Source organism: Peribacillus sp. NPDC097895 (assembly GCF_050277555.1).
Classification (GTDB): Bacteria; Bacillota; Bacilli; order Bacillales; family DSM-1321; genus Peribacillus.
The window spans coordinates 252,224-278,140 of the sequence record NZ_JBNNSH010000001.1; the positions used below are offsets into that span (position 1 = coordinate 252,224).

The following is a 25,917-nucleotide window of genomic DNA, read 5'->3' on the forward strand; positions in this document are numbered from 1 at the left end:
TGGTCTAAAGAAAAAGGTCCAGAACGGCAGAATGATTTCTGCCTTCTAGACCTACAAAGTCAAAGTAAATCATCAGCTGCTCAAAAAAGCCGGCCAGACGAATACTTTAACTCGTAGTCTAGTTCTTTCACTGGGAACCAGGTAGAAACGCTCAGACCATATTTCCGAGCATATACGAGTAATGATATATACGATTATTACTTTGCTAATATAACAAATAAACGATAGATAATCAATAGAAAAAGTGAACATTAAAATATAAAAATGATTTAATGTTCGTATTTAAGAAGATGTAGTGCGTTAAAATCGTTGATTGGATCGTAGGGCATTCGCTTTCCGTGGTCGGTCTGGGAGCCTCCTCGGCGCTCGCCTGCGGGGTCTCCCTTGGACACGCTTTTCCGGCAGGAGTCTCGTACCTCCCGTTCCAACCAACTGGAACATTTTTTAAATAAAAAAAACTATAGGCAAACCCGCTTTTTTCGAATTTGTCTACAGTCTGAAACTGATGGATTTATCTGCTTAATTATTGGCTTAATCGTTTAGAACAATCCAATTACGGTATTACGGATCTTTTCAGCGATCTGCTGTTCACTTCGAAGATATCCCTCTTTCTTGATAATGGAAAAATGAGGACATTTGCATTCATTAATTAATAGAAGAAAATGATAATAGGATAGAAGAATAAGTGAAATGGGCTGCACCTATTTAATAATTCGCCCATAATATGATAGAAAAAGCGATTAATAAAGTGATGATTTTTAGCACGGCCTTCCGCTTTGATGGAGCATCTAACCATGTCAAAACAATGCTCACCATTATTCCAATAGAAAGAAGTACAACGCCAATTGTTTTCAGCCAAGTCATTTCAAAAATTGGTTCAAGCAAAAAGAATAGTAGACTGAGTGCCACTGAACCAATTGTAGAGATAAAACGCTTACTCGTAAAATCGGTCTTCACATCATTTTGTTCTTCTTCTGACATCTTTTTATAGGCCCGCCACATCATGAAGGCCGGAATCCCTATCATTAAAAATAATCGTACGATTGCATCTATATTCATTAAGTCCTCCAGAAATTACTAGCTACCATCCATATACGTTTGTGACTGGTAAAAGTTTCAAGATCTTCCTGCATAGTGACATCCGAATCACGTAAGGTCATACCCCTAAGACCCGATTGTCTAAGGGGTATTTCCACGTTCAAGCAGTTAGTGATAGCTTCAGGGTTTATCATGAACCAAAGTTATGACTACATTTCCCTTTTTATGTCCTTGTTCTACATAACGATGAGCCTCGGGAATTTGCGCCAGCGGGTAGCGTTTATCAATGACCGATTTTATTTTTCCAGTTTCGATAAGCTCCTTTAGGAATAGTAAATCTTCCGTAAGTATCTTTGCTATTCCTTGTCCTTCAACTGACACATATCGCCCGTTCGGTGTTAGTGCTTTTTTGCAAGTGGCTTTCGAGCTTTTACCGACTGCATCAAAGATGATATCATATCGCTCTTGTCTTTCTGTGAAATCCTCTATCGTATAATCAATGGCCTTTTGTGCTCCGAGTGATTGTACCAATTCAAAATTAGCGGCACTGCATACACCGGTAACTTCTGTTCCAAAGTATTTGGCAAGCTGTACGGCTGAAGTCCCTACCGAACCTGATGCACCGTAGATGAGGACCTTTTGTCCTTCCTGGATATTTCCTTTTCTGAAAAAATGCAGGGCTGTCGTTCCCCCAAAAGAAATGGCGGCGGCTTCCTCATAGGTGACATGATCAGGCTTCATCGCGATTGCCCCGTCTTCAGGTAAGCATGTGTATTCGGCATGAGCCCCAAAATTCATGCCAGTCATGGCAAAAATCTGGTCGCCCTTTTTGAATTTTTTCACATTCCTGCCCGTTTCCTCTATCTCCCCGGCCAATTCCACTCCCAGTATCGATTTTCGCGGTTTCCTAAGACCCAGGAAGATTCGCATCGGCAGCCACAACAAGAAAGGACTATTGAAACTCCGGACTCTTATGTCCCCTGAAGCCACTGTTGCAGCATGTACCTTCACCAGAACTTCGTTATCCTTGGGAGTTGGTTTTGCTACCTCTTTGAGTTCCAGTACATCGGGTGAACCGTATTTGGTGCATACCATTGCTTTCATCGCGAGTCTCCTTAGTTTTTGATTCAATCTTTTAATACTATGTTGGAAGCTGTAAGATAAAACTAACGTAACTGAAGTAACTTCGGATGAAATGTTGAAAAGCAGTGAGATTCATGGGGATTTGCGGGAACAATAGGTTTTCACTTCGCCTTTTGTAATGTCCCTGAGGTCATCCAATAGTACGTTCAATTCGGGTAATGCGCGAAGGCTTTTGGCTTTGCTGGTACACGATTTTGTCCGGCATCGGTCAGGGGCAAGTGTCTCGTTGAGTGGTCGAAACCTTATGATTAAGTGAAATTTCTATAAGACAAAAGGAGATGAAAGTATGGCCATTACCGAAAGACCAAGAAGAATAATTTTAGATTTAGCAGTTACTTTAGATGGATTTATTGAAGGGCCTAAAGGAGAAGTTGACTGGTGCATTATGGACTCTGAAATGGGGTTCATTGATTTCTTAAATCAAATTGATACTATTTTTTATGGGAGAAAAAGCTATGATTTATGGGGACAATATACTCCAGAAAATGAGGTATCTGATACAGAAAAAGAAATTTGGGAATTAGTTCATGGTAAAGAAAAATTTGTATTTTCTAAAACAAAAAAAGAGACGGATAATAAAGGAACAATCATAAATGATAATATTGTTGAAGAAGTAAATAAATTAAAGAAAAAGCCTGGTAAAGATATCTGGCTTTATGGCGGGGCAAGTCTTATTACATCTTTTATAAGATTGGGGTTGGTTGATGAATTTAGGTTATCTGTTCACCCTGTTATTTTAGGGGAAGGAAAACCTTTGTTCATTGACATAAAGGAGAGATTGAATCTAAAACTGGTTCATACAAAAAGCTTTTCCTCTGGCGTTGTTCAACTTTGCTATCACCTTAATGAAGAGTAATGGATAAGCATAATAATAGGAGTAATCCAAGGTGAAAATGAATTTCTTCCATACTACTGGGAAAGTTTGCGGCATAAGGAACATTGAAATGATCAAAAACTTTTTGATCTGAAAGGGTCGTTTTTTATTGTCCTAAATGTAATAAAACCCTGTTCATTAGGGGTGGAATTTCAAGTAATTTATGTAACCATCATTCTTTTATCTAAAAATGATAAAACGCTGTTCTTCCATTATTAACGTAGGAAGTAGCAGCGTTTTTTTGTTATGAGTTTAAAATGGGAACTTAAATGGAGACCCAATGTAATTTGGAACCTTTGACCTAAATGTCAGAAAATCGATAGGTAATTCTTTAAGGATAGCTAAATTTACAAGCTAACTCCCTCATTCAGCATCTTCAATAATTCTTTCAAGGCGTAGGAATGGTAGGCGTCTTTTTTAGTGATGATCCCGAGTTTCCAGTGAAGGTTCGAGTTGTTTAACGGGATGATTTTCACATTTTCGTTCGTTTGTTTATGGTATATCGATCTGGGCAAGAGGGTGATGCCTAGTTTGGATGAGACGAGCTCGATGATTAAATCCCATTGTGAGCTTTGGTATGAGATGTCTGGGGTGAATCCCTCTTTTTCACATGCCTGGATAATGTAATCATGTAAAGTGAAGTCTTCTGAAAAAAGGATGAACTTCTCGTCTTTCAATTCAGTCAAGGAGACGGCTGGTTTGTGGGCAAGTTTGTGATCTTCGTGAAGGAATAAAATGAATTCATCTTCAATGAAGGGGTAGATATTAAAGTTTGCTTCACTGGCTGGCAATACGACGATGCCTAGATCTATTTGGCCTTCTTCGACAAGCTTGCCGATCAGCTTGGCGCCCAATTCAACCAACTCGAGGGAAACTTTCGGATAACGTTTCTGAAAATTGCGGGCAATTTTCGGGAAAAACAGGGTACCGATCAGCGGAGGGATGCCAATTTTCACAACACCTGCGTTTATGTCCCTGAGATCATCCAAGAGTACGTTCAATTCGGATAAAGCGGCGAATGCTTTTTGGCTTTGCTGGTAGACGATTTGTCCGGCATCCGTCAGGCGCAAGTGTCTCGTCGAGCGATCGAATAACTCCACACGCAGTTCTTCTTCGAGTTTTTTGACGGCTTTACTTAAGGAAGGCTGTGTTAAATAAGATTTTGCAGCAGCATTCGTAAAGCTTTTATGTAACGCTACTTCCATAAATGATTTTAAATCTCGTAATTCCATAACTGTCTCCTATTTATTCGATATAAGCATAAAGTATATTCTTTTTATTCATTTTACTTATAAATTAAGTGGATGTAAACTATATGAGGATAAAAAAGCAAGTATATATAACCCTATATTAATAAAATATTCTTTTTTGTAGAAGTATAAGGGGAAAAGGCTTCCTATATGAGCTGTATATGATATTTTCCTTAATGAATATATTTCCAACAAATCAAGCTGCTTATTCAACTTTCTCGGAATGCGAACAAGGTATGTTTATTAAGTTATTTTGAGATAGCAAAAAAGGGTATTCTTGCTTTCATTTCTTTATAGGGTTGATGCTGTAAGACAGGGATTTTGAAGTTTACAGCTAAAGGGATATACACAATCAAGGGGGAAGCATGATGGAAAGCAAAACGATTTACATCACCTGGGAAAGAGGTGATTTCGAGTGTTAAGTATAATTGTAGGCTTAGTGCTGCTGATGGCTTTAGCATATTTGGGATGGTCCATTATTTGGGTGGCCCCGCTGGTGGCTGGAGTTGTAGCATTGATGAGCGGATTGGATGTATTTGATACGTATACCGGTACGTATATGACCGGATTGGTCGGATTCGTTCAGAAGTGGTTCCCAATCTTCTTATTGGGAGCGATTTTTGGAAAGTTAATGGAAGAAACGGGTGCAGCGAAATCCGTTGCCAAGAAGGTAACGCAGATCATTGGTAAAAAGAGGGCGATTCTTGGGGTACTGATTGCTTCCGCTTTATTGACATATGGCGGAGTTAGTTTATTTGTCGTCGTGTTTGCCGTTTATCCGATCGCTTTGGCGTTATTTAAAGAAGCAAACGTTACGAGAAGGCTGCTTGTTCCCACTTTTGCGCTTGGGGCATTCACTTTCACGATGACGGCTATTCCAGGTACACCGCAAATCCAAAACCTGATACCGATGGAGTATTTCCATACGACACCTACTTCAGGCATGATCATCGGGATCGTCACTTCACTGATAATGGCAGTTGGAGGTTATTTCTGGTTATCCTATAGAGAAAAATCTCTTTCTGCTAAAGGAGAAGGATTCATTGAATCGGCTGATTCGGTTACCGGTTCTGAGCAAGGTGAAAAAGTACCGAATTGGTTATTATCTTTAGTTCCACTTCTTATTGTTGTGCTATTGCTTAACGTTGTTAAATTAGAACCTATTTATGCTTTATTATTAGGGGTTCTGAGCATTATGATCATCAATATCAAGGATTACAAAAAGTTCATTTTCTCTGTTAATGAGGGAGCGAAAGGGTCAGTGATGGCCATCCTGAATACAAGTGCCGCTGTTGGATTTGGAGCTGTCATTGCCGTTATACCTGCATTTGATAACATCACTTCTTGGCTGCTTAATATTTCGAGCAATCCGCTCGTTGCTGAATCTCTTGCCGTACAAATCATGGCGATCATCACTGGCTCTGCATCAGGCGGTATGGGGATTGCGCTTAATGCTCTTGGCGATACTTTTTACAGCTTGTCACAATCGACGGGAATCAGCCCGGATGTATTCCACAGAATGGCGGCAGTTGCCTCAGGTGCATCCATTTTCCCTAATAATGGTGCTCTATTAACACTGTTGGCGGTTACAGGATTGACTCATAAAGAAACATATAAAGATGTTTTCGTGGTAGCGTTCATCATCCCGACCATTGCTATGATCGTCGGCATTATTATGGGTGCCATTGGTATCGTTTAATAAATATACTCTAGGAGGAATTCATAATGGTTGAAAATAAAGTTGTTATTATTACAGGTTCTGCTCGTGGTATTGGATTTGAAATTGGTAAGCATTTCGCTGAAAGTGGAGCCAAAGTCGTTCTTTCAGACATTAATGAAGAATCGGTGAAAGAAGCTGCGGAATCATTGAAAGAACTTGGTTTCGATTCAATTGGAATCAAAGCCGATGTAACTAAAGAAGAAGATATCGTAAATATGGTGAAGGAAGCTAAAGAAACGTATGGTTCGATCGACATCGTGATTAACAATGCCGGTTTGCAGCATGTCTCACCAATCGAAGATTTCCCAACGGCTAAATACGAATTGATGATAAAAATCATGTTGACAGCGCCGTTCATGCTAACTAAAGCCGTGTTCCCAATCATGAAGGAACAAGGTTTCGGCCGCATCATTAACGTCTCTTCCATTAACGGAGTTATCGGATTCGCAGGTAAAGCGGCTTACAACAGCGCAAAACACGGAGTCATCGGTTTAACGAAAGTTGCTGCTTTAGAAGGTGCAGAGCACGGTATTACGGTCAATGCTTTATGCCCTGGATATGTGGATACGCCACTTGTTCGCGGACAAATGGCAGACTTGGCGAAAACACGTAATGTACCAATTGAGGATGTATTAGCAGAAGTCCTTCTTCCATTAGTACCTCAAAAACGTTTATTGGATGTAAGTGAAATTGCTGATTATGCCTTGTTCTTGGCAAGCGATAAAGCGAAAAGTGTAACAGGTCAAGCCGTTGTCATTGACGGTGGATACACAGCTCAATAAATTGTAAAAGAAATAAATGATAAGAAACAATAAGGGTGAACCATTCTGACAAATTTTCATTTGACAGAGGGGTTCACTTTTAGTGCATTTTTGGCTAGGTTGGGGAAATTTTTCAAACTTGGATTAAATGTTTTAGGGGGATCTTCATGGACTTACTGATTATATTGCTATCTCTTGGGTTATTGATGTTTGCCGCATACCGCGGTTATTCTGTTATTTTGTTTGCACCTATTTTTGCACTTTTACCGGTTTTCTTCATTGACCCTGGTAATATTTTACCGTTCTATTCCGGGGTTTTCATGGAAAAGATGGTCATTTTCATAAAAAATTATTTTCCCGTCTTTTTATTAGGCGCCATTTTCGGGAAAATCATCGAAATGTCTGGAATCGCCGAATCGATTGCAAAGACAATCGTTCGCTTGATCGGTGCCAAACAAGCCATGCTGACGATTGTCCTTTTAGGTGCGATTTTAACCTATAGCGGCGTTAGTTTATTCGTAGCGGTTTTCGCCATTTATCCTTTTGCGGTTCAATTGTTCAAGCAAGCCGACATTCCTAAAAGGCTTATGCCGGCTACCATCGCGCTTGGAGCATTCACGTTCACCATGGATGCTTTGCCGGGAACGCCGCAAATTCAAAATGTCATTCCTACAACGTTCTTCGGTACGGATATTTATGCCGCACCGATCCTCGGCATCATAGGTGCCATTTTTGTCTTATCGGTTGGTTTGCTCTATTTAGAAAGCCGTAAGAGGCGGGCCAAAAAAGCGGGAGAAGGATATTATGGGCTCCCAGGGGAAAATATATCTGCACCAGAACAGGAAAAAGAGGAGCCAACACCTGATTTACATTCAAACCAAACGGTATTACGGCAGATTTTAGCTTTTGTTCCGCTGGGGTTAGTTGCCTTCATGAATAATTATTTGACCAAAGCGATACCGAAATGGTACCCGAATGGATTTGATTTTTCTGCGATCGGGTTGGAAGCCTATTCTGTTGACGTAACGGCCACTGCTGCAATCTGGGCGGTTGAAATTGCCTTGGTCGTCGGCATCGTCACGGCTCTTGCTTATGATTGGAAACGCGTTACGAAAAACATGAAAGAAGGACTGAACAACAGTATTGGCGGTTCACTGCTTGCCGTCATGAACACAGGATCCGAATACGGCTTCGGGGGTGTCATCGCTGCCCTTCCTGGATTTGCAAAAATCAGTGATGGAATATCCGGTGTATTTTCGAATCCGCTTGTCAATGGTGCTGTCTCGACCAGTGCACTCGCAGGAATAACGGGATCGGCATCCGGGGGAATGGGAATAGCCTTAAGCGCTATGGCCGATAAATACAATCAGGCAATCGCTGCGGCAAATATCTCACCTGAAGTAATGCACCGAGTAGTTGCCATGGCGTCAGGCGGGATGGATACACTTCCGCATAACGGAGCTGTCATTACCTTGCTTGCCGTCACGGGATTAACGCATAGACAATCGTATGGCAGCATCTTCATGATCACGGTTATTAAATCATTGGCTGTCTTTGTCATCATTGCCCTCTATACTTGGTTTGGTATTATATAAAATGATGTATTCACGAGTAAATCCCCAAAACTTACGAGAAAAACCCTAAATAAGGCTAGCGAGGTATCCATGCTTGATGTGTGGATACCTTTTTTTACGTATTGCAATATATAATTTATGAAATGTAATATATATGTTGCGAAAAGTTAAATAAATCATATAATAGAGGGGAGTAATGGAATTAAATGGAGGTCGATCAATGATGAATATATTTAAAAGAAAGAAAAAGATCACGGATGAGCGGATTGAGAATGTAAGAAATAAAATTTATAAAGAAATGTATCACGTCATCTTGGCCATTTGCCTGGTGAGTGCACTTTTCAAACTATATAAATATGGTGCAGGCAGCGGGGAGTTATATTTGGAATGCGTGATCATTGTTGCAGGAGGGCTGTATTACTTAGCTCGTTCCATTTTCTTAGGTGTATTCTGGGATGAAGTGGAAATGCATGACCGCACCAGCAAAACACCGATGAGCAGGAAAACGATTTTTGGTACGGTTGCGTTAGCACTCATCATCGCTATATTCATGGGGGTGAATAGTGCTGTATCCTATGCGGATAGCAGTTCCCAGGGCGTATGGTATTTTGTATTGGTATCGTTTGTTTCCGTTATGATCTATTTGCCGATTTTACTTCTGTTTTTTGGTGGTATATACTTGCTAGCGAAGAAAATCGGTATGAAAAATAGCGAAGATAATAAGAAATTGTAGGTGCGAATCCCTTGAAAAATATAAAACTGAAGCTTGCGAGAGTAGAAAAGGACTTGTCACAAGATGAACTGGCCAAGATTGTCGGCGTTTCCAGGCAAACGATAGGATTGATTGAATCCGGAAAGTATAACCCCTCATTAAGTTTGTGTGTAGGTATTTGTAAAGCATTATCGCGTACATTGGATGATTTATTTTGGGAGGAAGACTGATTAGGGGTATCCATTGACTTGGATATCTTTTTTTTCAGGAATTTTACATCAAAAAATGGGGGAAGGTATAGATGGAGCATGTAAGCAAAAATCTAACAGTCGAGAGGGATGGTTTTGATGGATCGTACGATTGGTTACTTACGTGAGATATTATCTAACTATACGGACCAATATCCTGAAGCGCAGGAAATTTATAATAAAATCAAAAGCGGACACTTTCATTCTGAAGAAGAACTCGTCAATAAGCTTTCCGGTAAGGAAGCCAGTCTCCTTAACCATATTCTTCCTCAGGAAATTAAGCATGCAAAAGAAGCCAGTGATACGGAACGGGTTGCGCAATTATCTGAGGTATATGAACTGATTCTTATATAATAAAACCTTGTCCATGATGATCATGGACAAGGTTTTATTGGTTTTTTTATTCCATTTCACTAAGTGAATCCATATGACTGGCTATCATGGCGATGATCGTGCTTGCTTCTTCTTTGCTGAAAATGAAATTCGTTTCATCCTTTATCAGGTCATCATCCGCTGTCCGAATCCGATTGATCCGTTTCAACACACCATCACCTGTTTCCTGCACGATACCGAATTGATAGGTGACCTCGACTTCATTATCCTGGATATACGCGGTCACTTCAGGTGTTTCCCAATCTACATCGATTTCGTATATATCGGATTCTTCGCCGTCTGGATCATACAAATCATCATCATTTTCATCATCCATATCCATATCATATTCATAATCGGTATCATCCTCTTCCAGATAGTTATGGAAGCTCTCATGGACAGCATCGACGATATCTTCAATATCCGAAAGAATCACCTTGCTAACCTGCCCTAAATCCGGCTCGAACGATTCCATATAAAATTCTTCATTATACGGATCAAAAAACAGCGAGGAAAAATAAGCCCTCTCATTGTCATCCAGCTCTGTATAAAATTCGATGCGTGGATGCTTAGACCCGCGCTCCACGATCATGCTGCCATTGCGGTCATATTTCTCACAAATTGATTGAAGATGATCCTGCAATTCCCCGCTTACTCTGTCAAACCATTCTAATGACATCAACATCCACTTCCTTTCGTGATTATTATTTCCCAGAAAAGGCGGACATGACGTGCCATATAAAGCCAAATGCAATTTATCTTCAACAAAATATGTCAGTTATAAAAAACTAATCTAAAGGGAAAATAAAATCAAAAGCAAAAACGTTATTATAATTAGAAAAAATATCAGGATTTAATTTATGAAACAAGTAACTGGGACGGGATAAGGCGCAGGATTTGCTAAATAATTTTTATTAAGCTTCATATACTTTTTTATACCTTTCAATAATAAAGTCAATAAAGTACCTACTTGCTATTGGCAATACCCTTTTATCCTTGTACGCCAATGTAATGGTTCGAATAATGGAAGGAGAGATAGCTTTCATTACAATATTATAGGGACATTTATTTAAGAGAAGTTTCGGTAAAATCGAAATGCCAAGCTCTTGTTCAATCATGGACATAATCGCATAGGGATCAAATACTCGATATTGTGTATCTGGTTCAAAATTGTACTGATTAAAAATGATTAATGGTTCATTTATAACTCCCTCATCCAACAGAATATAAGGATCTTTTAGCAATTCTTTCAATGAGACTTTTGTGGATGATGCTAAAGGATGATCTTCTGGCAATACAGCCAGCATTTCATCTTCTTGCAAGGGTATCGTAGTAAGATCCGAAATATTTGAATTCACAAAGCCAAAGTCTACGCTTCCTTCTTTAATCCAGTTTGAGATTTCCGTATAGTTTCCTTGAAGTAATTCGAAATGAACAGTTGGGTAAAGTTCTTTAAAATCTTTGATCAATCCCGGTATCCAATGACATGTAACACTGGAAAAGGTACCAATTCGAATAAGGCCACTTTGCAGTCCTTCCATCTCTTTATGTTTTTCAGTCAGTTCCCTATGTGAATTACAAATTTTCCTGATATATGGCAAAAATTCCTCGCCATCTGGTGTCAGTGTAATACCCTTTCGAGAACGTAAAATAAGAGTGGTAGAAAGTTCTTCCTCTAATGAATGCACCATTTGGCTAATGGCGGACTGAGTATAGCCAAGTTCTTCAGCAGCTTTTGTGAAACTGCCTGTTTCTATGGTTTTGATAAAAGCATAATACGAATTCACCCTCACTAACCCCTTTGTATTAGTAATTCTAATAGATATATTATAAAAATTCGTTTTACTAATGTAAATAGAAGAAATAAAATATAGTTGGAACAGAACTAAAGAAAAGGTAAAACTAGAAACCTTGGGAGTTGAAGTAGAAAATAATGAATATTAACGTTAAATACAGAAATATCATCTATGCATTTTTAATGGCTTTTAGTATGTCCTTTTTTATTTCATTTATATTAGTCTCAATAAATAGGGGGTATGATCATATATTCTTATCTACATGGTTAAAAACTTGGTCACAGGCTTTTATCTGTGCTTTCTTTGGAGCTTACTTTTTTCCGAGAGTAATACAACAAATAATGAGAAAAATTAATTTTGTAGAAAAACCGCTAATAATGGAGAAAGATTTTTTAGTGAGAGAAGAAGACAATAGATAATGGCCAGTAGAGAATTAAAATGTGGATATTATTTTAAAGGATTTCCTGAAAAAAAGTAAAAAATATGGATATTAAGAATACGGATCACGAGCTGCCCATATGATGGGCGGCTTTTTATTCGTTTCCCTGAAGAAATTTTAAGAACATGCTACTTTCATCTCGTGAAAGTTTATATAGAGTGTGAAAGGGGGTGAGCGACATGGCAAACCAAATTCCTGTATCAAGTACGTTACGGATTGATTTTGAAACGGGGTTAAATGAAAAAGGGGTCATCGTCTTCAAGCGTAGAGCTTTCTCGAACATCAGAATCGAGGCGACGGCGGATCAGTTGTTTTCGACAGCTGTTGCCATTGCAAGCGTACAAAATTACCCAATGGGTGAAGTGACGCGGGTAGATACGTACTCGTTGATTGGCTAAACGGCTAGTGAAACAGATTGTAAGGGAGGTGAGTGGAATGGCTAAAGTATTGGAAATGATTTTCGATACGGAAGAAGGGAAGTCTGCGACGATATCTATTGATAATCCGAAGGAGCCGGTTCATGTAAATACAGTAAAACTGGCAATGGAACGAATAATTGCGGGGAATATCTTCGTTTCATCTTCTGGAGGATACGTCGGTTTGAAAGCGGCACGCCTCGTCGAGCGGAATGTCGAGGATGTGGAACTTAGCTAACGTACCGGGTGTCATCTTTTTAGGACACCATGGAGGAGAGGTGAAGAAGAAAAATGGATCAAATCTTGCCATTTGTCAGTGATATCGGGTTTCCCATCATTGTAACCCTCTATTTGCTTCATCGGATTGAAACGAAACTGGATACATTGAACGAAACCCTTGTTGAGCTGCCTGATCGCTTGCGAGAAGGGATTCCAAAGTCAGGGTAAAGGATAAATGGGGAGCATCATGAGTGATATCATTCATGATGCTTCCTATTTGGATGGGAAAATCAGTGAAAGTTTAATAGATTCTAGTTTTATATGAAAGCTATCGGGTATACATACAACTGTAGCTAGTTCATGAAAAATCCAAATACTAAGGAGGAATTTTAATGACTAACGACAATGGAAAAATGAGCGGGGAAGAAGCAGGACTCAGGAGGCGGGAAAAGATAGTGAGAGCGACCTGACGTATTTAGTAGATTCTAGTTTTATATCCGTCCAAACGGGTACATGACACATGTAGCTAGTTCATGAAAAATCCAAATACTAAGGAGGAATTTTAATGACTAACGACAATGGTAAAATGAATCGTGAAGAAGCAGGCCGTAAAGGTGGAGAAACAACAGCCAAAAACCATGATAAGGAATTCTATCAGGAAATTGGCCAAAAAGGCGGAGAAGCAACATCCGACAATCATGATAAGGAATTTTATCAAGAAATCGGGCAAAAAGGCGGAGAAGCAACATCCGACAATCATGATAAGGAATTTTATCAGGAGATTGGCCAAAAGGGCGGAGAGGCAACATCCGACAATCATGATAAGGAATTCTATCAGGAGATTGGCCAAAAGGGCGGGGAAGCAACATCCGACAATCATGATAAAGAATTCTATCAGGAAATCGGGCAAAAAGGCGGAGAGGCACGTGCCAATCAACGTGATGGCGGCAGCTCTGACGGGCCCAATGATGGAAAAATGAGCCGAGAAGAAGCAGGACGCAAAGGCGGGGAAAAGAGCCGCCGTTAATATAGAAGGAAAAATTGAGTGACACGATAAATGACCGAGGGAGATTACCAATCCCTCGGTTTTATTAGTCGTACATTAAAAAAGGTAATTCAGCTGGATTACCTTTTTTGCGTTATAAAAAGCGCTTTCGAACACTTGGCGATGGCAGCATACAGCTTTCTTCTTTCTTGCCGAACCATTTGTAGCGGTTCTTGGCAATGAAGTCATAAACGCTGTTTCGGATGAAGCTTGGAACGATGATGAAGCCGTAAAACAATTTCCATGCCCCTTGTAAACGGCGGCAAATCCTCAAGGCTGCAGACGATTTATAGTGGGCCTTATCCTTTTCGATTAGCACCATACTATCGATATCTGCAGGAGCATCGTACTTCTTCAGCAACTCTTGACCCGCCTCACTTTGAAGCGAAGCGAAATGAAAAAGCCCTTTCGGATCGCGCTTTATAATGAACTGGACACTCGAATCACAAAAGTTACATTCACCATCGAATAAAATGACCGGATTCATGAACATTCCTCCTATAGAGAGACGTTTATCATACTCATGCTTCTATCATACACTACCCGTTTTGGTAAGGCGAAAACGTGTCTCGCAAGTAATGGCTTGGAGATTGGGTATAGAAGGGCCAGGATTCCTGTGGAACGAATATACACTTTTTTACAGAATTTAAATAGATTGCTACTACCATTTTGAATAGATCATTTAGGTCTTTTTTTGATCTTTTCATTTTTAGAAGGTCCAATCGTAATTAAGCTTGATGTCTCACTTCTTTGATCCTCCTGATGTTCCATAATCATTAATGGTTAATTTTACATTGTAGTTGATCGGAGTTTCACTAAAGGTTTGGTCCCAATCCTTTTTGACCTTCTTCCATACTTTAGGATTCTCAATTCGCAATCGATTTCCGAAGCCAGCAACGTCGACTTTGTATTCTTTTTGCATTTTTTCTAATACATTCCTCACCAAGCGTTTCACTTCTTTTTCAGATGATTTTTCTGCTTTTTTGAGAAATTCATTTTTAAAAGTATTTCCCGAAAGCACCCAATTTTCTGAAAGCCTTCCCACTGATTCAATGTTTACATCAAAAGAGATGTTGTTTCCTTTAACTCGAGGTATAATTCTGCTTTTCATGGTCTCTATCTCATACACAATCAGCTGACCGGTTTCTTTATAAAAGCTTTTCACTACACCGCCTTTCCCTTTACCTGTTATCCATGTTACGCCCTCCAGTTCTTCCTCATTCAAAGTACCAGTCATTTTGTGTGTCTTTCCATCGATCACGGCAGCTCCGGCAAATTTGACTTGCCCATTCACTGATAGTACATTTTGCAACAGAAAACTAGATCCTGATTTGATCTTGCTTTCTACTTTAATATGTGACATGGGAGGCAAAATCCTCGTTGTTCGATAGGCATTTTCTACAATGCCAGCCAGACGGAACGCTGGAATTTCTCCTGCTTTCTTTGTTTCAAGTGTCTTGCTTGCTCTACCTTTACTGATGAGAACAAGACAGCTTGGTCTAACCTCACTTTCTCGGAAATTTTGATCAAGTAATTGTTCCAACCTATACGATTTTGCAAGACTTTCACCGATAACAACCACTTTCATGTGGTGAGCGGTTACGGGTTGTTGACTTCTCAATGATAATTCACGAACCATTTGATGGAGGGAATCTCCAGTTTCGGAAACGTTAACATAAGCTTTTTGTTGTGGTCCTGCTTGTTTCGTTGTTGAACTCGCTACCTGTGGAGTAATAAATTGATAAGTTGCAGTAATCAGGTTTCTTTTTGAATAACTCTCCCCTTGTTCGTTTAACTTATTCTCAATGGAGGACTGCTTGCCTTTATCAAATGCCAAACCTATACCTAGACTTTGCTCTTCAATTTCATGACTGCTCCAACATCCTGTAAGGGATAAGAACAAAAAAACGGAGAGGGAAATGAAGAGGGGCCGTATCTTGCTATGTGTTCGTTTCATATTTTCCTCCCTTTATTCTTGAGATGATAAGCAGGAGAAGCGGGAGTAAACCAAATAAAAACAAGGCCATATTGCCGACGAAATCTCCTTGTTTAAATAGGTCATTGATATTTCTCGGAATCATGGCAATGATGTATAGAATCGGAAGCAAGCCGAACATGAATGGGTGAATGCTCTTTTTAGAAAGTTGAGCTAGCCCTAAAGCAGCTGCAAAGTAGGTTATGGTAAATGTGGCGAATATTTGCATAATCCAAACCACGAGCAATAAAGATTCAAATCGTTCAAAGATCAAGCCGGAGATTTCAAAACTTCGTATAAGATCAAGTGTCGGCCATGTTCTCATGACCACTCCATCAACAGATAGTGCCCCGATAACCATTACGACCGTTATCACGTAAAAAATCAATGGAATGGAAACTCCGACAATCAGGGCTTTTGCTGCTTTTTTTGGCTGATTCATAAACGGAAGAAGCAGTAACATGACTTCAGGCCCTGAAAAAGCTAGAGCCGTTGTTTTTACACCTTTTAGTACAGGGATGATTCCTTCTCCTAATACCGGACGCAGATTATCGATCTCAAATATTTTAATACTCATAAAGGTGACTACTAAAAAAAGGATAACTGTCAAAGGTAATATAATTTCAAAAAGACGGGCGATCGGGTTAATGCCACCGATGATGAGATAAAGACTTACCCACATGAAAATCATAATAATTGCCCATGTAGGGGTACCTTCCAGAAGTAAATACTTTATTACTTCCGCCATTGCCCGGAGTTGAAATCCGGAAGTTGTAAGAAAATAACATATTACAACGAAACTGAGCAACCTCCCCACCCATTTTCCTACAATATCATTGATGTATTGATAAAAGGTCTTTTCTGGAAACTGTTGGCTTAATTTAACCATGATCACCCCCGCGATTATGGCAATAACCCCACCTAAAATAACGCTTATCCATACATCTGGTGTATGTACCTTCTCCGTAGATGATCTGGGGAGGGTGAGTAATCCTGTTCCGAGTATAAAGTTGATGACAATGACAGCTGCTTGAGGAGTTGTAATTTTGTCTTTCGGACTGAGAATCATTCTTTTATCACCCTTTCATCGATAGGTTATCCTTTACGTACAGGGTTTTTTGTATGCATCATCTTTGGACGGCGTTTCATCATCATAAGCGGCATGCGAACCATCAGGTCTTTCCATTCACTTAAGCGATAAGGAACGGCTGGACTCAAAAAAGGTACACCAAAGCTTTTTAATTTCACTAAATGGCTGGTCATGAAAAGAAAAAAGAGAATGACCCCGTATAATCCAAATGTGGCAGCACATAGCATTGCAGGAAAACGAAGAATCCGTAAAGTAAACCCAGCACTATATTGCGGAATGGAAAATGATGAAATAGCGGTTAACGCTACTACAATGACCAAAACAGGGCTAACGATCCCGGCCTGTACAGCAGCTTCCCCAATGATTAAACCGCCGACAATTCCCATTGCCGGACCGATTGGCTTAGGTAAGCGCAGTCCTGCTTCCCTCAAAATTTCGATGGATATTTCCATGAATAATGCTTCGATAAGTGCCGGAAACGGGACCCCGGACCTGGTTCCTATAATGGAAATGGCCAGTTTGGTCGGAATCATCCCTGAATGAAATGAGATAAAAGCTATATACAAAGACGGGGTAAAAAGAGCCAGGCTAGCTGCGAGGTAACGAAGGATTCGTATGAATGTGCCAGGTATCCATCTTTCATAATAGTCTTCCGGTGATTGCAACATCATGCTTAAGGTAACTGGAGCGATCAAAGCAAATGGAGTCCCGTCCAATAAGATGGCCACTCGTCCTTCCATCAAAGCAGCGATCACCCGGTCAGGACGTTCTGTATTCTGTACCTGTGGAAAAGGACTTAGGTAATTATCTTCAATGAGTTGCTCTACATAACCTGATTCAGGCACACTATCCATATCGATTTTCTTAATTCGGTTTTCTACCTCTTGAACTAATTCGGGATCAACAATATCTTTTATGTAAGCGACAACCAAGTCTTTTTTTGAACGCTTCCCTACTTGGAATTTTACTAATGATAAATTCTCAATTTCACCACTACCCCTTAAAAAGGATGTATTATCACTCAATGATTCAGTGAAACCGACCCGTGGGCCTCTGACTAATGCCTCTGATACCGGCTCTTCAATTGCCCTTGTTTTAAGTTTTGTAGTTCCAAGGATTAGCGCATCCAATGATCCATCCATTATAAGAGCGGTAGAGCCTGTTAGTACTTTTGATGCTAACTCTTTAATGGAACGGACTTCTTCCACTTCACTAATGGATAACACTTCATTTTTTATAAAATCTTTTGAAATGCCTTCTTTGAAGTTAGGAAGGTCCTGTTTATATGCTGTTGAAAAATCAACCATCAATGTTGGCATAATATGCTTATCAATAAGGTCTTTATCCGATAGCCCGTCCACAAAAATGATAGTGGACCTTATACCTGTATGCCCTAAATTAAATTCCCGAAAATGTACATCCCAATTATGGCCAATTTCTTGCTTGACCATTTCAAGATTTAAAATGGGGTTATCTGTACCCTGACCCGTTGTATCTTGGGAGGTAGATACTTCTAGTTTGTCATTATTAGTAATTTTTCCTTTTTTACCAATCTTTGATATCCACTCTTTCATTATCTTCACTCATCCTTTGAGGTACGAAGCAAAATAAACAATTTGCTGATTAGAAACGGAATAAAAAACGCAATAAAAGCTTGTATAAAAACCTGCCATTCTGGAAGGTAGGAAACAATCGTTTTCCACATTTTCATCACCCTATACTTGTCTCAGATAGCAGATAAAATCTGTAAAATTCCTTTATATCTCAAATAGTATTAATATCTTCTGCGTTTCTTATGCAATGAAGTTAAAAGCAATATTTAATACAGGATTTTAATTGGTAACAAATACCTCAGTTTTTATTCTTTTAAAGGTTTTATTTAAGTTGAATAGAATTACTAATTTGGATAAATAAACAAAATTGAGGTGCTATCTTGCAGATACTATTAATTCGACATGGTGAGTCAGAAGACGATTTTCTAGAAGAAAATTACGAAGGAACCACAGATTTACCACTAACTAGTAAGGGAGTTGAACAAGTAGAAAAAATGTGCCGACGTGTATTAGAAGAGTTTCCACCAGAATTCATATGGTCAAGTACCTTGCTTCGGGCTAGTAAAACTGCCGAAACTTTATCGAATACTATCAAATGTCCGGTAACATGCTTAGATGAGTTGCGAGAGATGCAAGATGTGGAGAGTAAATTTGATTTTACATTACGAGCTCAAAATGTACTTTCCTATATTAAAGAAAACAGTGCAAACTATAAAAGAATTGCTGTTGTATCCCATGGGGGGATGATTACAAAACTAATTGAAAGTTTTCTTCAATTTCCACGCGAAATTAATGATGTGTGGTTCAATTCTAGTAATACAGGTATACATCTTCTTGAGTATACCGAACATCCATATAAACTTATTAGATTTTTAAACAGTACCACGCATTTGAATTAACCAATGAAGTAAAGGAAGCCCCCTTTCTCGTTTGTAACTCTGAGAAAGGGGGCTTTAATTAGGGTTATTCATCTTCCGAATTGCAACCGTCTTACATAATGGCTAAATTTTTCGACTGATCCTTTTATTGCGAACTAAGGTTAATAACTGAATCTATAATTTCGTCCCAGTCTTCACTATGAATCTCATGCCCTGATCCATCAAGAGTAACTAATTCAGCATGAGGGATGGCTTTCGCAAGAGCAAGACCGTGCTCGTATGGCAGGGCTGGATCTTCTGTACCATGAATAATGAGGACAGGTACGCTGATCTCATCCATTCTATCGTAATATACGTCTCCTCCTTGTAGCATGGTATGATTAAACCTGCTCGGTAGCTGTTTGGCACGGTCCGACTCTCTTTTTGCCAGTTTATATATTCTTTCCTGCTCATAATGTTTGGAACCGGCTAAAGTTTTCCATCCATCCGCAAGATAGGGAATGACCGCCTCCCGATTTGACCAATCTATGGAAGCACTTTTCGCATGGTAATCCAGTATGCCCTGGTCCATCGGAGGCAGTTTTTCCATCACAGTCCCGAACACACTTGATGCAATTAGCGTAAGCGTAAATACGCGTTCCGGATATCTCAAGGCAAGTATCTGGCCAATCAAACCGCCTAGGGACATTCCAACGATATGAGCCTGTTCTATGGAATAAGCGTCAAGGACACCCGCGGCATCGTCAGCCATGTCCGTTATTGTATAGTTGGAAGTTCCGGGCTTATAAACGGTCGATCGCCCCAGATCCCGATGATCATACCGAATGACAAACCTCCCCTGATTAGCGAGGCGAAGACAGAATTCCTCATCCCACCAGTCTAATGAAGACATCGCTCCCATGATCAAAAGCACAGCAGGGTCCTTAGAGTCTCCAAAACTTTCTGTACATATATCCACTTTATTTATTTTCAGTATCTGTTCACTCATGTTATTTACCTCCGTATTAAATCTTATCTAATGTTCAGATCAATAAATTTTTTCCGGAGCATGATGGGCCTGCCCCTTTAATTATCGTAGTCTAACCCACTTAATAATCATGACGAGGCCTCCTTTTATATTTAAAATGGGAAATATCCCTATGCTTATTACTGTAACATGGGGACATACCTTGTACCACCAAAATTTTCCACATTATACTGATATTCAACTATTCATTTTCTATGCGAGTGCCTGGAGTGGAACGCAACGGTCAAATGTTAAAAACCTAAAAAAACTGTAGACAAACTTAATTATTATCGAGTTTATCTACAGTCTAAGACCACAACAAGTGGTCTCTTTTATTTGTTCAAATATCAACAATATGTGAAAACTTTTCCCCTAACATGCTACTTTTCCGATAAAAAAGCTTATATAAGGTCTGAAAGGGAACTTAAAAGGAGGGATTAGAGTGACAGTGGCATTACGAACATTATTGGATCGATCAGTGAAAAAGATGGGCAAAGGGATGAATCAAGTGGTGAAGGCATCAGCATTAGAAATGGTAGAACGTGCTTATAATGAAGGGATTTATGTACAGATTAGTGCGGGTCATCGCTCTTTTGAAGAACAAGCTGTGCTTTATGGTCAAGGACGAGTTTATAGTTACAATGGAAAAGATTATACTAATCTTGCCAAACCTAAAGTGACAAACGCAAAGCCAGGCCAATCTTATCATAATTTTGGACTCGCTATTGATTTTTTCCTTGTGAGTGATGATGGGAAGAACGCAATATGGACAAGGAATGCAAAGTGGCAGCGTGTGGCTGTTATAGGCAAAGAGTTAGGATTTAACTGGGGAGGGGATTGGACTTCATTCAAGGATTATCCTCACTTGGAGATGACGGCCGGGTTATCCCATACACAGTTACAGGCAGGGAAAGACCCTCAACTTACCTTTAACCTCGAAGAAACTGAACTATCAAAGACCAGCAAAGGAGATGGCCATATAATTTTTATTCAAAAAGCGTTAAATAGGCGGTATAAAGCGGCACTTGCTGTGGATGGGGTTAATGGTCCTAAAACTCGATCGGCCCTTATAAAAAGTTTGCAAACGGAACTGAATAAGCAATTCAATAAAAAGCTTGCTGTTGATGGAAAATGGGGACCCAAAACGAAGGCGGCGATCGTCCCTGTAAAAAAAGGCGCCACCTGCAATATTACATGGATCCTGCAAGCAGCACTATATATGGAAGGATTTAACCCTGGACCCCATGACGCAAAATTCGGAAAAAATACTGAGGCGGCAGTATTTAACTTCCAAAGAGCAAGAAGGATTTCTGCAGATAAAAAGGCAGGTAAACAAACATGGAATGAATTGTTTGCTAGAAAATGAGAACCATAACATCTGATGTGAAACGTGAATGTTCGCGGATAGGCATCTTAGCCGACCTCACCCCGAGTAATTCGTCCTAAATCGAGATAATTCGACCTACGCCGGGAATAATTCGGCCCACGCGGCAATAATTCGACCTACGCCCAAAATATTTAGACTTTCCCGGGAAATAATTCACCTAAAACCGCCATAATTCGACCTACCACGGAATATTCCGTCCTAAAATGAAATAATTCGTCCTTCACCCCGATTAATTCGTCCCACACTACAATTAATTCGACCTAAACAATTTCCAAGCGCCAATCATTGCATCGCATAAAGCTTCCTGGAGGGTATTCGAATTCACATTCAGAGAGGAGTGTGAATTCCAGCTTGCGGCAAATTGCATTGGAAGCAGGATTAGTGAGGGACGGGAATGCGTGAATATATTTGTATTTTCGTTCGGCTTTGATTTTGGCTATGAGAGCCTTCACGGCAATGGATGCGATTCCTTTTCCCTGATAGGAAGGGAGGACACTCCAGCCGACTTCGTACACATTTTCATCATTCCGTACGGTTTGCCAGTAGCCAACGGAACCAATTGCTACTGCCTCTGGAAACAGGATGATGCTATACATACATCCCTTATCCTCAAGCTGAAGATATCGTTGATGGCGTTTCAGAATTTGTTCTTTACTTTCTGGACCACCGAGATGCTCCATCATTTCTGGGATATTTAGTTGAAAAAGTAAATCAAGGTCCTTATCTTTCCAAGTTTTAATTTCAATACTGGTTTCTTTCGTTCGTTTTGAAATCCCAATCACCCCTTTCGTTTCATTTTTTCTATTTAAACTTTCTTTGAAGATAGTGGTTTTACCTTTATTTTTGGGGAAATTTTGGTTTTGAAATTATTCAAGATAAAGAGATGAATAGTTCCCATTAAATGCTATAATTTACAGGTGATTCTATCAAATGGCAGAGAACGGAGATGAAGAAATGAAATCTTCAGTAAATCAGTTTTCCACTCAATTTGAATGGATATTGAATGTGATCAATGTGGGTGTCCATATCGTGAATAAAGATGGGGATACCGTATTCTACAATGAAATGATGGCACATATTGACGGGCTTGATCGTGAGCAGGTGTTGGGTGAGAATATCTTTTTGCTTTATCCTTCATTGACTGATGAATCCAGTACGCTGCATGTAGCCTTGGATAAAGGCATCGAAACGATTGAGTCCATTCAAACGTATGTCAATTTAAAAGAGAAAAAAATAACTTCCATCAATAGTACGTATCCGTTATACGAGGACGGTAAAATTATTGGGGCAGTGGAAATTGCAAAGGATATTACCAAGGTCATGAACATGTATGATCAAATTGTTGATTTGCGTTCCCAGCTGGTTGAGACCCATAAGAAAAATAAGTTCTTTGAAGGGACGGCGACCTATCATTTTAGTGATTTAATCGGTAGCAGCCCGGCTTTTCAGCAAGCGGTTTCATTAGCGAAAAAAGCAGCCCGTACACATTCACCGGTGATGATTTATGGACCGACGGGGACAGGAAAAGAACTGGTCGCTCAAAGTATACATAATGTAAGTGCTCAGCGAAATCAACCATTCATTGCGCAAAATTGTGCGGCTGTTCCAAAGGAATTGATGGAGGGACTGCTGTTTGGCACGACAAAAGGGGCTTTTACCGGAGCGATGGACCGGCAGGGGATTTTTGAACAGGCAAATGGCGGTACATTGTTTCTTGATGAATTGAATAGCCTTGACCTTGGCCTGCAGGCAAAATTGCTGCGAGTGCTGCAAGAAGGTGAGGTACGCCGTGTTGGGGGATCGAAGGAGCAAAAAATTAATGTGAAAATCATTGCTGCGATGAACATCTCTCCAGACGAGGCGTTAGAGCGTGGTATCATTCGCTCGGATTTATTTTTTCGTTTGAATGTCGTGACGATTCAAATGCCCTCTCTCTTGGAGCGTAAAACGGATATACCGGAAATCGCCGATCACTTTATTCGAAAATTTAACAAGTCATTCTTTTCAGAAGTACGCGGGATCAGCCAAAAGGCGATGCAACGGCTTCTTCAATATTCTTGGCCCGGAAACATTCGTGAACTGGGACATGCCATCGAGTTGGCCTTTAACGTAATGGATGCGGGGGAGGATATGATTGATGAACATCATCTTCCTGCTTATCTCTTCCCTTCAGGAAAATATTCTGCCTCAAGTGCGCAGAGCCCCCAACCTTCATTAAAGAATAAGATTGATTTACCGGTCGTTCTTGAAGAGATGGAAAGGGAAATGATCATCAATATGTTTGAGAAATATAACGGGAATATCAGCAAAACAGCTGAGGCCCTCAATATTAAAAGACAGGGATTACAATATAAGTTAAACAAGTACGGTATTGAAAAAGTTTATGCGGCGGGATCAAAGGAATCAAAATGAATGGAAAACGCCATCATCAACTAAATAAGGAGGTACTTGAAGAGGGCTCTCATGTATAGAGACCCTCTTTTTTTTAACGATTAGCCTGGCGCAAAGAATCTGGCTGCAAAATATTAGGCATAACGAAAAATTTCTTGCGTTTTTATTTAGTAAAAATCTCTTTTTCCTTTGTTTTCCCTAGTTGAGGATGTTGGCATCATTCTTGCGAGTAGATGTATATAGGTTCTTAAGAATATTGGGGGGGAATTATTAATGAATTTGATGGGAATGGATGTAAAACATAAAGAATACCTTGGTGGACGCAGACATTATAATGAGATCGAACTGTGGAAGGATGTAACGGAAGAGCAGTGGAATGATTGGATTTGGCAGTTGACCAATACGATTAAAACATTGGATGATCTGAAAAAAGTCGTCAACTTGACACCGGATGAAGAGGAAGGGGTCCGTATTTCGACCCAAACGATTCCATTGAACATTACGCCATACTATGCATCTTTGATGAATCCCGATGATCCTCGCTGTCCGATTCGTTTACAGTCGGTACCGCTTTCGGCAGAAATGAATAAGACCAGATATGATTTGGAAGATCCGCTGCATGAGGATGAGGATTCACCTGTTCCAGGCTTGACGCATCGTTATCCGGATCGCGTGCTTTTCCTTGTAACGAACCAATGCTCCATGTACTGCCGCTATTGTACGCGTCGCCGTTTCTCAGGTCAGGTTGGCATGGGCGTTCCAAAGAAGCAGCTGGACGGGGCGATTGAATATATCCGGAATACTCCGGAAGTGAGGGACGTGCTGATCTCTGGAGGAGACGGCCTGTTGATTAATGATAAGATTCTCGAATACGTATTGAGTAACTTACGTGCCATTCCGCATGTGGAAATCATTCGGATCGGCACACGTGCACCAGTCGTTTTCCCGCAGCGGATTACGGAAAATTTATGTAATATTCTGAAAAAATACCATCCAATTTGGTTAAATACGCATTTCAATCATTCACTTGAATTGACGGATGAAGCGAAAAAAGCATGTGATATGTTGTCGATGGCCGGCGTCCCACTTGGTAATCAGGCTGTCATCCTGGCTGGTATCAACGATAGTGTCCATATCATGAAAAAGCTTATGCATGACTGTGTTAAGGCAAGGGTAAGACCTTATTACATTTATCAATGTGATTTATCTGAAGGAATCGGCCATTTCCGGGCCCCGGTTTCAAAAGGATTGGAAATCATTGAAGCGCTGCGCGGCCATACATCAGGGTATGCGGTGCCAACCTTTGTGGTGGATGCTCCTGGCGGAGGCGGGAAGATTGCCTTGACTCCAAATTACCTTCTTTCGCAAAGTCCGGATAAAGTCGTTTTACGGAACTTTGAAGGTGTCATCACTAGTTATCCGGAGCCGAAGAATTATGTTGCCGGCAGTGCAGATGCTTACTTTGATGAAGTGTATGGTACTGAGGACAGGAAAGAAGCCGTCGGAATCTCCGCTCTCATGACGGACGAGAAATTCAACTTAGTGCCAGAGGGCCTTCGTCGTCTTGACAAGAGAAAAGCGTATGAAAGCACTGATGAACATGCTTCTTTGAAGGATCGCCGTGATAAACGGGATGAAATGAAGGAAAAATTAAGGGTAGCCCAAGAAAAAAAGAACGCCATGGTCGCAAGTGGCTCGGTGAAAACTGAAGGCAAGGAGGAATAAAGATGGATTGCTTGTGGTGTAATGCGCCTAACGTTGAAGAAAGCGAAATGAAGGATTGCTACTGGATCATGCCTGATGGGAAACGCTCAATAAAAGTCCTTCAAGTTCCAGCAGTGAACTGTCCGGAATGTGGAATCTATGTGTCTGATTCGATGAATCAAAAGGTGGATGAAGCCTTATCCATATATGATGTGAGTGAATATCCTGATGAGTTTACGTATGATCAGCTTCTTCAGGCGCCTGTTAAGCAAATATTCAATTGGAAATAGAATGCCGGGAGAAGCAGATGTGATGCATCTCTTCTC

28 protein-coding genes and 1 riboswitch are annotated in these 25,917 nt (G+C 40.2%); of the genes, 17 read left to right on the forward strand and 11 right to left on the reverse strand.

Features of this window, described 5'->3' with window-relative positions:
- Positions 1–94: 94 nt before the first annotated feature.
- A riboswitch (purine riboswitch) is annotated at positions 95–198 on the reverse strand.
- Between the two features lie 507 nt (positions 199–705).
- Together ACQKMH_RS01120 and ACQKMH_RS01125 are read right to left on the reverse strand one after the other, a co-directional pair.
- Complete coding sequence (locus tag ACQKMH_RS01120) at positions 706–1,059, reverse strand: hypothetical protein (protein ID WP_427585698.1); 354 nt, start codon at positions 1,057–1,059, stop codon at positions 706–708.
- Positions 1,060–1,218: 159 nt separating this feature from the next.
- Positions 1,219–2,142, reverse strand: a complete 924-nt coding sequence (locus ACQKMH_RS01125; protein ID WP_427585699.1) for an NAD(P)-dependent alcohol dehydrogenase — start codon at positions 2,140–2,142, stop codon at positions 1,219–1,221.
- 325 nt (positions 2,143–2,467) lie between these two features.
- Here ACQKMH_RS01125 and ACQKMH_RS01130 point away from each other — a divergent pair, with 325 nt between their 5' ends.
- Positions 2,468–3,037 (forward strand): dihydrofolate reductase family protein, encoded by a 570-nt coding sequence (locus ACQKMH_RS01130; RefSeq protein ID WP_427585700.1) that lies wholly within the window; start codon positions 2,468–2,470, stop codon positions 3,035–3,037.
- Positions 3,038–3,402: 365 nt separating this feature from the next.
- On the opposite strand, the gene ACQKMH_RS01135 is transcribed toward ACQKMH_RS01130, so the two are convergent.
- Positions 3,403–4,287, reverse strand: coding sequence for a LysR family transcriptional regulator (locus tag ACQKMH_RS01135; RefSeq protein ID WP_427585701.1), 885 nt, complete (start codon positions 4,285–4,287; stop codon positions 3,403–3,405).
- Between the two features lie 433 nt (positions 4,288–4,720).
- Here ACQKMH_RS01135 and ACQKMH_RS01140 point away from each other — a divergent pair, with 433 nt between their 5' ends.
- The 6 genes from ACQKMH_RS01140 (at position 4,721) to ACQKMH_RS01165 (ending at position 9,674) form a co-directional block, all read left to right on the forward strand.
- Positions 4,721–6,004 (forward strand): GntP family permease, encoded by a 1,284-nt coding sequence (locus ACQKMH_RS01140; protein WP_427585702.1) that lies wholly within the window; start codon positions 4,721–4,723, stop codon positions 6,002–6,004.
- Positions 6,005–6,030: 26 nt separating this feature from the next.
- Complete coding sequence (locus ACQKMH_RS01145) at positions 6,031–6,807, forward strand: 3-hydroxybutyrate dehydrogenase (protein ID WP_427585703.1); 777 nt, start codon at positions 6,031–6,033, stop codon at positions 6,805–6,807.
- A 146-nt stretch (positions 6,808–6,953) separates the two neighbouring features.
- Positions 6,954–8,381 carry a GntP family permease gene (locus tag ACQKMH_RS01150; RefSeq protein ID WP_427585704.1) on the forward strand — a complete coding sequence of 476 codons (1,428 nt, stop codon included), beginning with the start codon at positions 6,954–6,956 and terminating at the stop codon, positions 8,379–8,381.
- A 199-nt stretch (positions 8,382–8,580) separates the two neighbouring features.
- On the forward strand, positions 8,581–9,093 hold the full coding sequence (locus tag ACQKMH_RS01155) for a DUF6773 family protein (protein ID WP_427585705.1): 513 nt from the start codon (positions 8,581–8,583) through the stop codon (positions 9,091–9,093).
- Positions 9,094–9,104: 11 nt separating this feature from the next.
- On the forward strand, positions 9,105–9,302 hold the full coding sequence (locus ACQKMH_RS01160; protein ID WP_063235187.1) for a helix-turn-helix transcriptional regulator: 198 nt from the start codon (positions 9,105–9,107) through the stop codon (positions 9,300–9,302).
- 117 nt (positions 9,303–9,419) lie between these two features.
- On the forward strand, positions 9,420–9,674 hold the full coding sequence (locus ACQKMH_RS01165; protein WP_427585706.1) for a sigma-G-dependent sporulation-specific acid-soluble spore protein CsgA: 255 nt from the start codon (positions 9,420–9,422) through the stop codon (positions 9,672–9,674).
- Positions 9,675–9,720: 46 nt separating this feature from the next.
- Here ACQKMH_RS01165 and ACQKMH_RS01170 read toward each other — a convergent pair whose 3' ends face one another.
- Both ACQKMH_RS01170 and ACQKMH_RS01175 read right to left on the reverse strand, forming a co-directional pair.
- On the reverse strand, positions 9,721–10,371 hold the full coding sequence (locus ACQKMH_RS01170) for a hypothetical protein (protein WP_427585707.1): 651 nt from the start codon (positions 10,369–10,371) through the stop codon (positions 9,721–9,723).
- Positions 10,372–10,606: 235 nt separating this feature from the next.
- Positions 10,607–11,479, reverse strand: a complete 873-nt coding sequence (locus ACQKMH_RS01175) for a LysR family transcriptional regulator (RefSeq protein ID WP_427585708.1) — start codon at positions 11,477–11,479, stop codon at positions 10,607–10,609.
- Between the two features lie 191 nt (positions 11,480–11,670).
- Here ACQKMH_RS01175 and ACQKMH_RS01180 point away from each other — a divergent pair, with 191 nt between their 5' ends.
- The 5 genes from ACQKMH_RS01180 (at position 11,671) to ACQKMH_RS01200 (ending at position 13,589) form a co-directional block, all read left to right on the forward strand.
- Positions 11,671–11,907, forward strand: a complete 237-nt coding sequence (locus tag ACQKMH_RS01180) for a DUF2798 domain-containing protein (RefSeq protein ID WP_427587472.1) — start codon at positions 11,671–11,673, stop codon at positions 11,905–11,907.
- A 199-nt stretch (positions 11,908–12,106) separates the two neighbouring features.
- Positions 12,107–12,325, forward strand: a complete 219-nt coding sequence (locus ACQKMH_RS01185; RefSeq protein WP_230159983.1) for a DUF1659 domain-containing protein — start codon at positions 12,107–12,109, stop codon at positions 12,323–12,325.
- 37 nt (positions 12,326–12,362) lie between these two features.
- On the forward strand, positions 12,363–12,581 hold the full coding sequence (locus ACQKMH_RS01190) for a DUF2922 domain-containing protein (RefSeq protein ID WP_427585709.1): 219 nt from the start codon (positions 12,363–12,365) through the stop codon (positions 12,579–12,581).
- A gap of 53 nt (positions 12,582–12,634) precedes the next feature.
- The gene (locus tag ACQKMH_RS01195; protein ID WP_057913045.1) at positions 12,635–12,790 is read left to right on the forward strand and encodes a YvrJ family protein; all 156 of its coding nucleotides are present in this window, start codon (positions 12,635–12,637) and stop codon (positions 12,788–12,790) included.
- Between the two features lie 337 nt (positions 12,791–13,127).
- Positions 13,128–13,589, forward strand: coding sequence for a KGG domain-containing protein (locus tag ACQKMH_RS01200; RefSeq protein WP_427585710.1), 462 nt, complete (start codon positions 13,128–13,130; stop codon positions 13,587–13,589).
- Between the two features lie 112 nt (positions 13,590–13,701).
- Here the strand turns inward: ACQKMH_RS01200 and ACQKMH_RS01205 are convergent, their stop codons facing one another.
- The 4 genes from ACQKMH_RS01205 to ACQKMH_RS01220 form a co-directional block, all read right to left on the reverse strand.
- Positions 13,702–14,094, reverse strand: coding sequence for a thiol-disulfide oxidoreductase DCC family protein (locus ACQKMH_RS01205; RefSeq protein WP_427585711.1), 393 nt, complete (start codon positions 14,092–14,094; stop codon positions 13,702–13,704).
- A gap of 255 nt (positions 14,095–14,349) precedes the next feature.
- Positions 14,350–15,564: a Ger(x)C family spore germination protein gene (locus ACQKMH_RS01210; RefSeq protein ID WP_427585712.1), complete on the reverse strand. Its 1,215-nt coding sequence runs from the start codon at positions 15,562–15,564 to the stop codon at positions 14,350–14,352.
- On the reverse strand, positions 15,548–16,651 hold the full coding sequence (locus tag ACQKMH_RS01215) for a spore germination protein (protein ID WP_427585713.1): 1,104 nt from the start codon (positions 16,649–16,651) through the stop codon (positions 15,548–15,550). The genes ACQKMH_RS01210 and ACQKMH_RS01215 overlap by 17 nt, the downstream gene beginning before the upstream one ends.
- A gap of 26 nt (positions 16,652–16,677) precedes the next feature.
- Positions 16,678–18,246, reverse strand: a complete 1,569-nt coding sequence (locus tag ACQKMH_RS01220; protein WP_427585714.1) for a spore germination protein — start codon at positions 18,244–18,246, stop codon at positions 16,678–16,680.
- A 359-nt stretch (positions 18,247–18,605) separates the two neighbouring features.
- Between ACQKMH_RS01220 and ACQKMH_RS01225 the strand changes: the two genes are divergently transcribed.
- Positions 18,606–19,124 carry a histidine phosphatase family protein gene (locus tag ACQKMH_RS01225; RefSeq protein WP_427585715.1) on the forward strand — a complete coding sequence of 173 codons (519 nt, stop codon included), beginning with the start codon at positions 18,606–18,608 and terminating at the stop codon, positions 19,122–19,124.
- A 124-nt stretch (positions 19,125–19,248) separates the two neighbouring features.
- Here ACQKMH_RS01225 and ACQKMH_RS01230 read toward each other — a convergent pair whose 3' ends face one another.
- The gene (locus ACQKMH_RS01230) at positions 19,249–20,091 is read right to left on the reverse strand and encodes an alpha/beta fold hydrolase (protein ID WP_427585716.1); all 843 of its coding nucleotides are present in this window, start codon (positions 20,089–20,091) and stop codon (positions 19,249–19,251) included.
- Between the two features lie 460 nt (positions 20,092–20,551).
- Between ACQKMH_RS01230 and ACQKMH_RS01235 the strand changes: the two genes are divergently transcribed.
- Positions 20,552–21,475, forward strand: a complete 924-nt coding sequence (locus ACQKMH_RS01235; RefSeq protein WP_427585717.1) for a peptidoglycan-binding protein — start codon at positions 20,552–20,554, stop codon at positions 21,473–21,475.
- Positions 21,476–21,756: 281 nt separating this feature from the next.
- On the opposite strand, the gene ACQKMH_RS01240 is transcribed toward ACQKMH_RS01235, so the two are convergent.
- Positions 21,757–22,269 (reverse strand): GNAT family N-acetyltransferase, encoded by a 513-nt coding sequence (locus ACQKMH_RS01240; protein ID WP_427587473.1) that lies wholly within the window; start codon positions 22,267–22,269, stop codon positions 21,757–21,759.
- Between the two features lie 157 nt (positions 22,270–22,426).
- On the opposite strand from ACQKMH_RS01240, the gene ACQKMH_RS01245 reads away from it, so the two are divergent.
- The 3 genes from ACQKMH_RS01245 to ACQKMH_RS01255 all read left to right on the forward strand — a co-directional run bounded on the left by ACQKMH_RS01245 (position 22,427) and on the right by ACQKMH_RS01255 (position 25,881).
- The gene (locus ACQKMH_RS01245) at positions 22,427–23,908 is read left to right on the forward strand and encodes a sigma-54 interaction domain-containing protein (RefSeq protein ID WP_427585718.1); all 1,482 of its coding nucleotides are present in this window, start codon (positions 22,427–22,429) and stop codon (positions 23,906–23,908) included.
- Between the two features lie 267 nt (positions 23,909–24,175).
- Positions 24,176–25,612 carry a lysine 2,3-aminomutase gene (gene ablA / locus ACQKMH_RS01250; RefSeq protein WP_427587474.1) on the forward strand — a complete coding sequence of 479 codons (1,437 nt, stop codon included), beginning with the start codon at positions 24,176–24,178 and terminating at the stop codon, positions 25,610–25,612.
- A 2-nt stretch (positions 25,613–25,614) separates the two neighbouring features.
- The gene (locus ACQKMH_RS01255; protein WP_427585719.1) at positions 25,615–25,881 is read left to right on the forward strand and encodes a YokU family protein; all 267 of its coding nucleotides are present in this window, start codon (positions 25,615–25,617) and stop codon (positions 25,879–25,881) included.
- The last annotated feature ends 36 nt before the right edge of the window (positions 25,882–25,917 follow it).

Coding starts and splice junctions, on each gene's coding strand:
- ACQKMH_RS01120 (WP_427585698.1), bottom strand. CDS start 1,059: ATGAATATAGATGCAATCGTACGATTATTTTTAATGATAGGGATTCCG.
- ACQKMH_RS01125 (WP_427585699.1), bottom strand. CDS start 2,142: ATGAAAGCAATGGTATGCACCAAATACGGTTCACCCGATGTACTGGAA.
- ACQKMH_RS01130 (WP_427585700.1), top strand. CDS start 2,468: ATGGCCATTACCGAAAGACCAAGAAGAATAATTTTAGATTTAGCAGTT.
- ACQKMH_RS01135 (WP_427585701.1), bottom strand. CDS start 4,287: ATGGAATTACGAGATTTAAAATCATTTATGGAAGTAGCGTTACATAAA.
- ACQKMH_RS01145 (WP_427585703.1), top strand. CDS start 6,031: ATGGTTGAAAATAAAGTTGTTATTATTACAGGTTCTGCTCGTGGTATT.
- ACQKMH_RS01150 (WP_427585704.1), top strand. CDS start 6,954: ATGGACTTACTGATTATATTGCTATCTCTTGGGTTATTGATGTTTGCC.
- ACQKMH_RS01155 (WP_427585705.1), top strand. CDS start 8,581: ATGATGAATATATTTAAAAGAAAGAAAAAGATCACGGATGAGCGGATT.
- ACQKMH_RS01165 (WP_427585706.1), top strand. CDS start 9,420: ATGGATCGTACGATTGGTTACTTACGTGAGATATTATCTAACTATACG.
- ACQKMH_RS01170 (WP_427585707.1), bottom strand. CDS start 10,371: ATGTCATTAGAATGGTTTGACAGAGTAAGCGGGGAATTGCAGGATCAT.
- ACQKMH_RS01180 (WP_427587472.1), top strand. CDS start 11,671: ATGGCTTTTAGTATGTCCTTTTTTATTTCATTTATATTAGTCTCAATA.
- ACQKMH_RS01185 (WP_230159983.1), top strand. CDS start 12,107: ATGGCAAACCAAATTCCTGTATCAAGTACGTTACGGATTGATTTTGAA.
- ACQKMH_RS01190 (WP_427585709.1), top strand. CDS start 12,363: ATGGCTAAAGTATTGGAAATGATTTTCGATACGGAAGAAGGGAAGTCT.
- ACQKMH_RS01195 (WP_057913045.1), top strand. CDS start 12,635: ATGGATCAAATCTTGCCATTTGTCAGTGATATCGGGTTTCCCATCATT.
- ACQKMH_RS01200 (WP_427585710.1), top strand. CDS start 13,128: ATGACTAACGACAATGGTAAAATGAATCGTGAAGAAGCAGGCCGTAAA.
- ACQKMH_RS01205 (WP_427585711.1), bottom strand. CDS start 14,094: ATGAATCCGGTCATTTTATTCGATGGTGAATGTAACTTTTGTGATTCG.
- ACQKMH_RS01210 (WP_427585712.1), bottom strand. CDS start 15,564: ATGAAACGAACACATAGCAAGATACGGCCCCTCTTCATTTCCCTCTCC.
- ACQKMH_RS01215 (WP_427585713.1), bottom strand. CDS start 16,651: ATGATTCTCAGTCCGAAAGACAAAATTACAACTCCTCAAGCAGCTGTC.
- ACQKMH_RS01220 (WP_427585714.1), bottom strand. CDS start 18,246: ATGAAAGAGTGGATATCAAAGATTGGTAAAAAAGGAAAAATTACTAAT.
- ACQKMH_RS01230 (WP_427585716.1), bottom strand. CDS start 20,091: ATGAGTGAACAGATACTGAAAATAAATAAAGTGGATATATGTACAGAA.
- ACQKMH_RS01245 (WP_427585718.1), top strand. CDS start 22,427: ATGGCAGAGAACGGAGATGAAGAAATGAAATCTTCAGTAAATCAGTTT.
- ablA (WP_427587474.1), top strand. CDS start 24,176: ATGGATGTAAAACATAAAGAATACCTTGGTGGACGCAGACATTATAAT.
- ACQKMH_RS01255 (WP_427585719.1), top strand. CDS start 25,615: ATGGATTGCTTGTGGTGTAATGCGCCTAACGTTGAAGAAAGCGAAATG.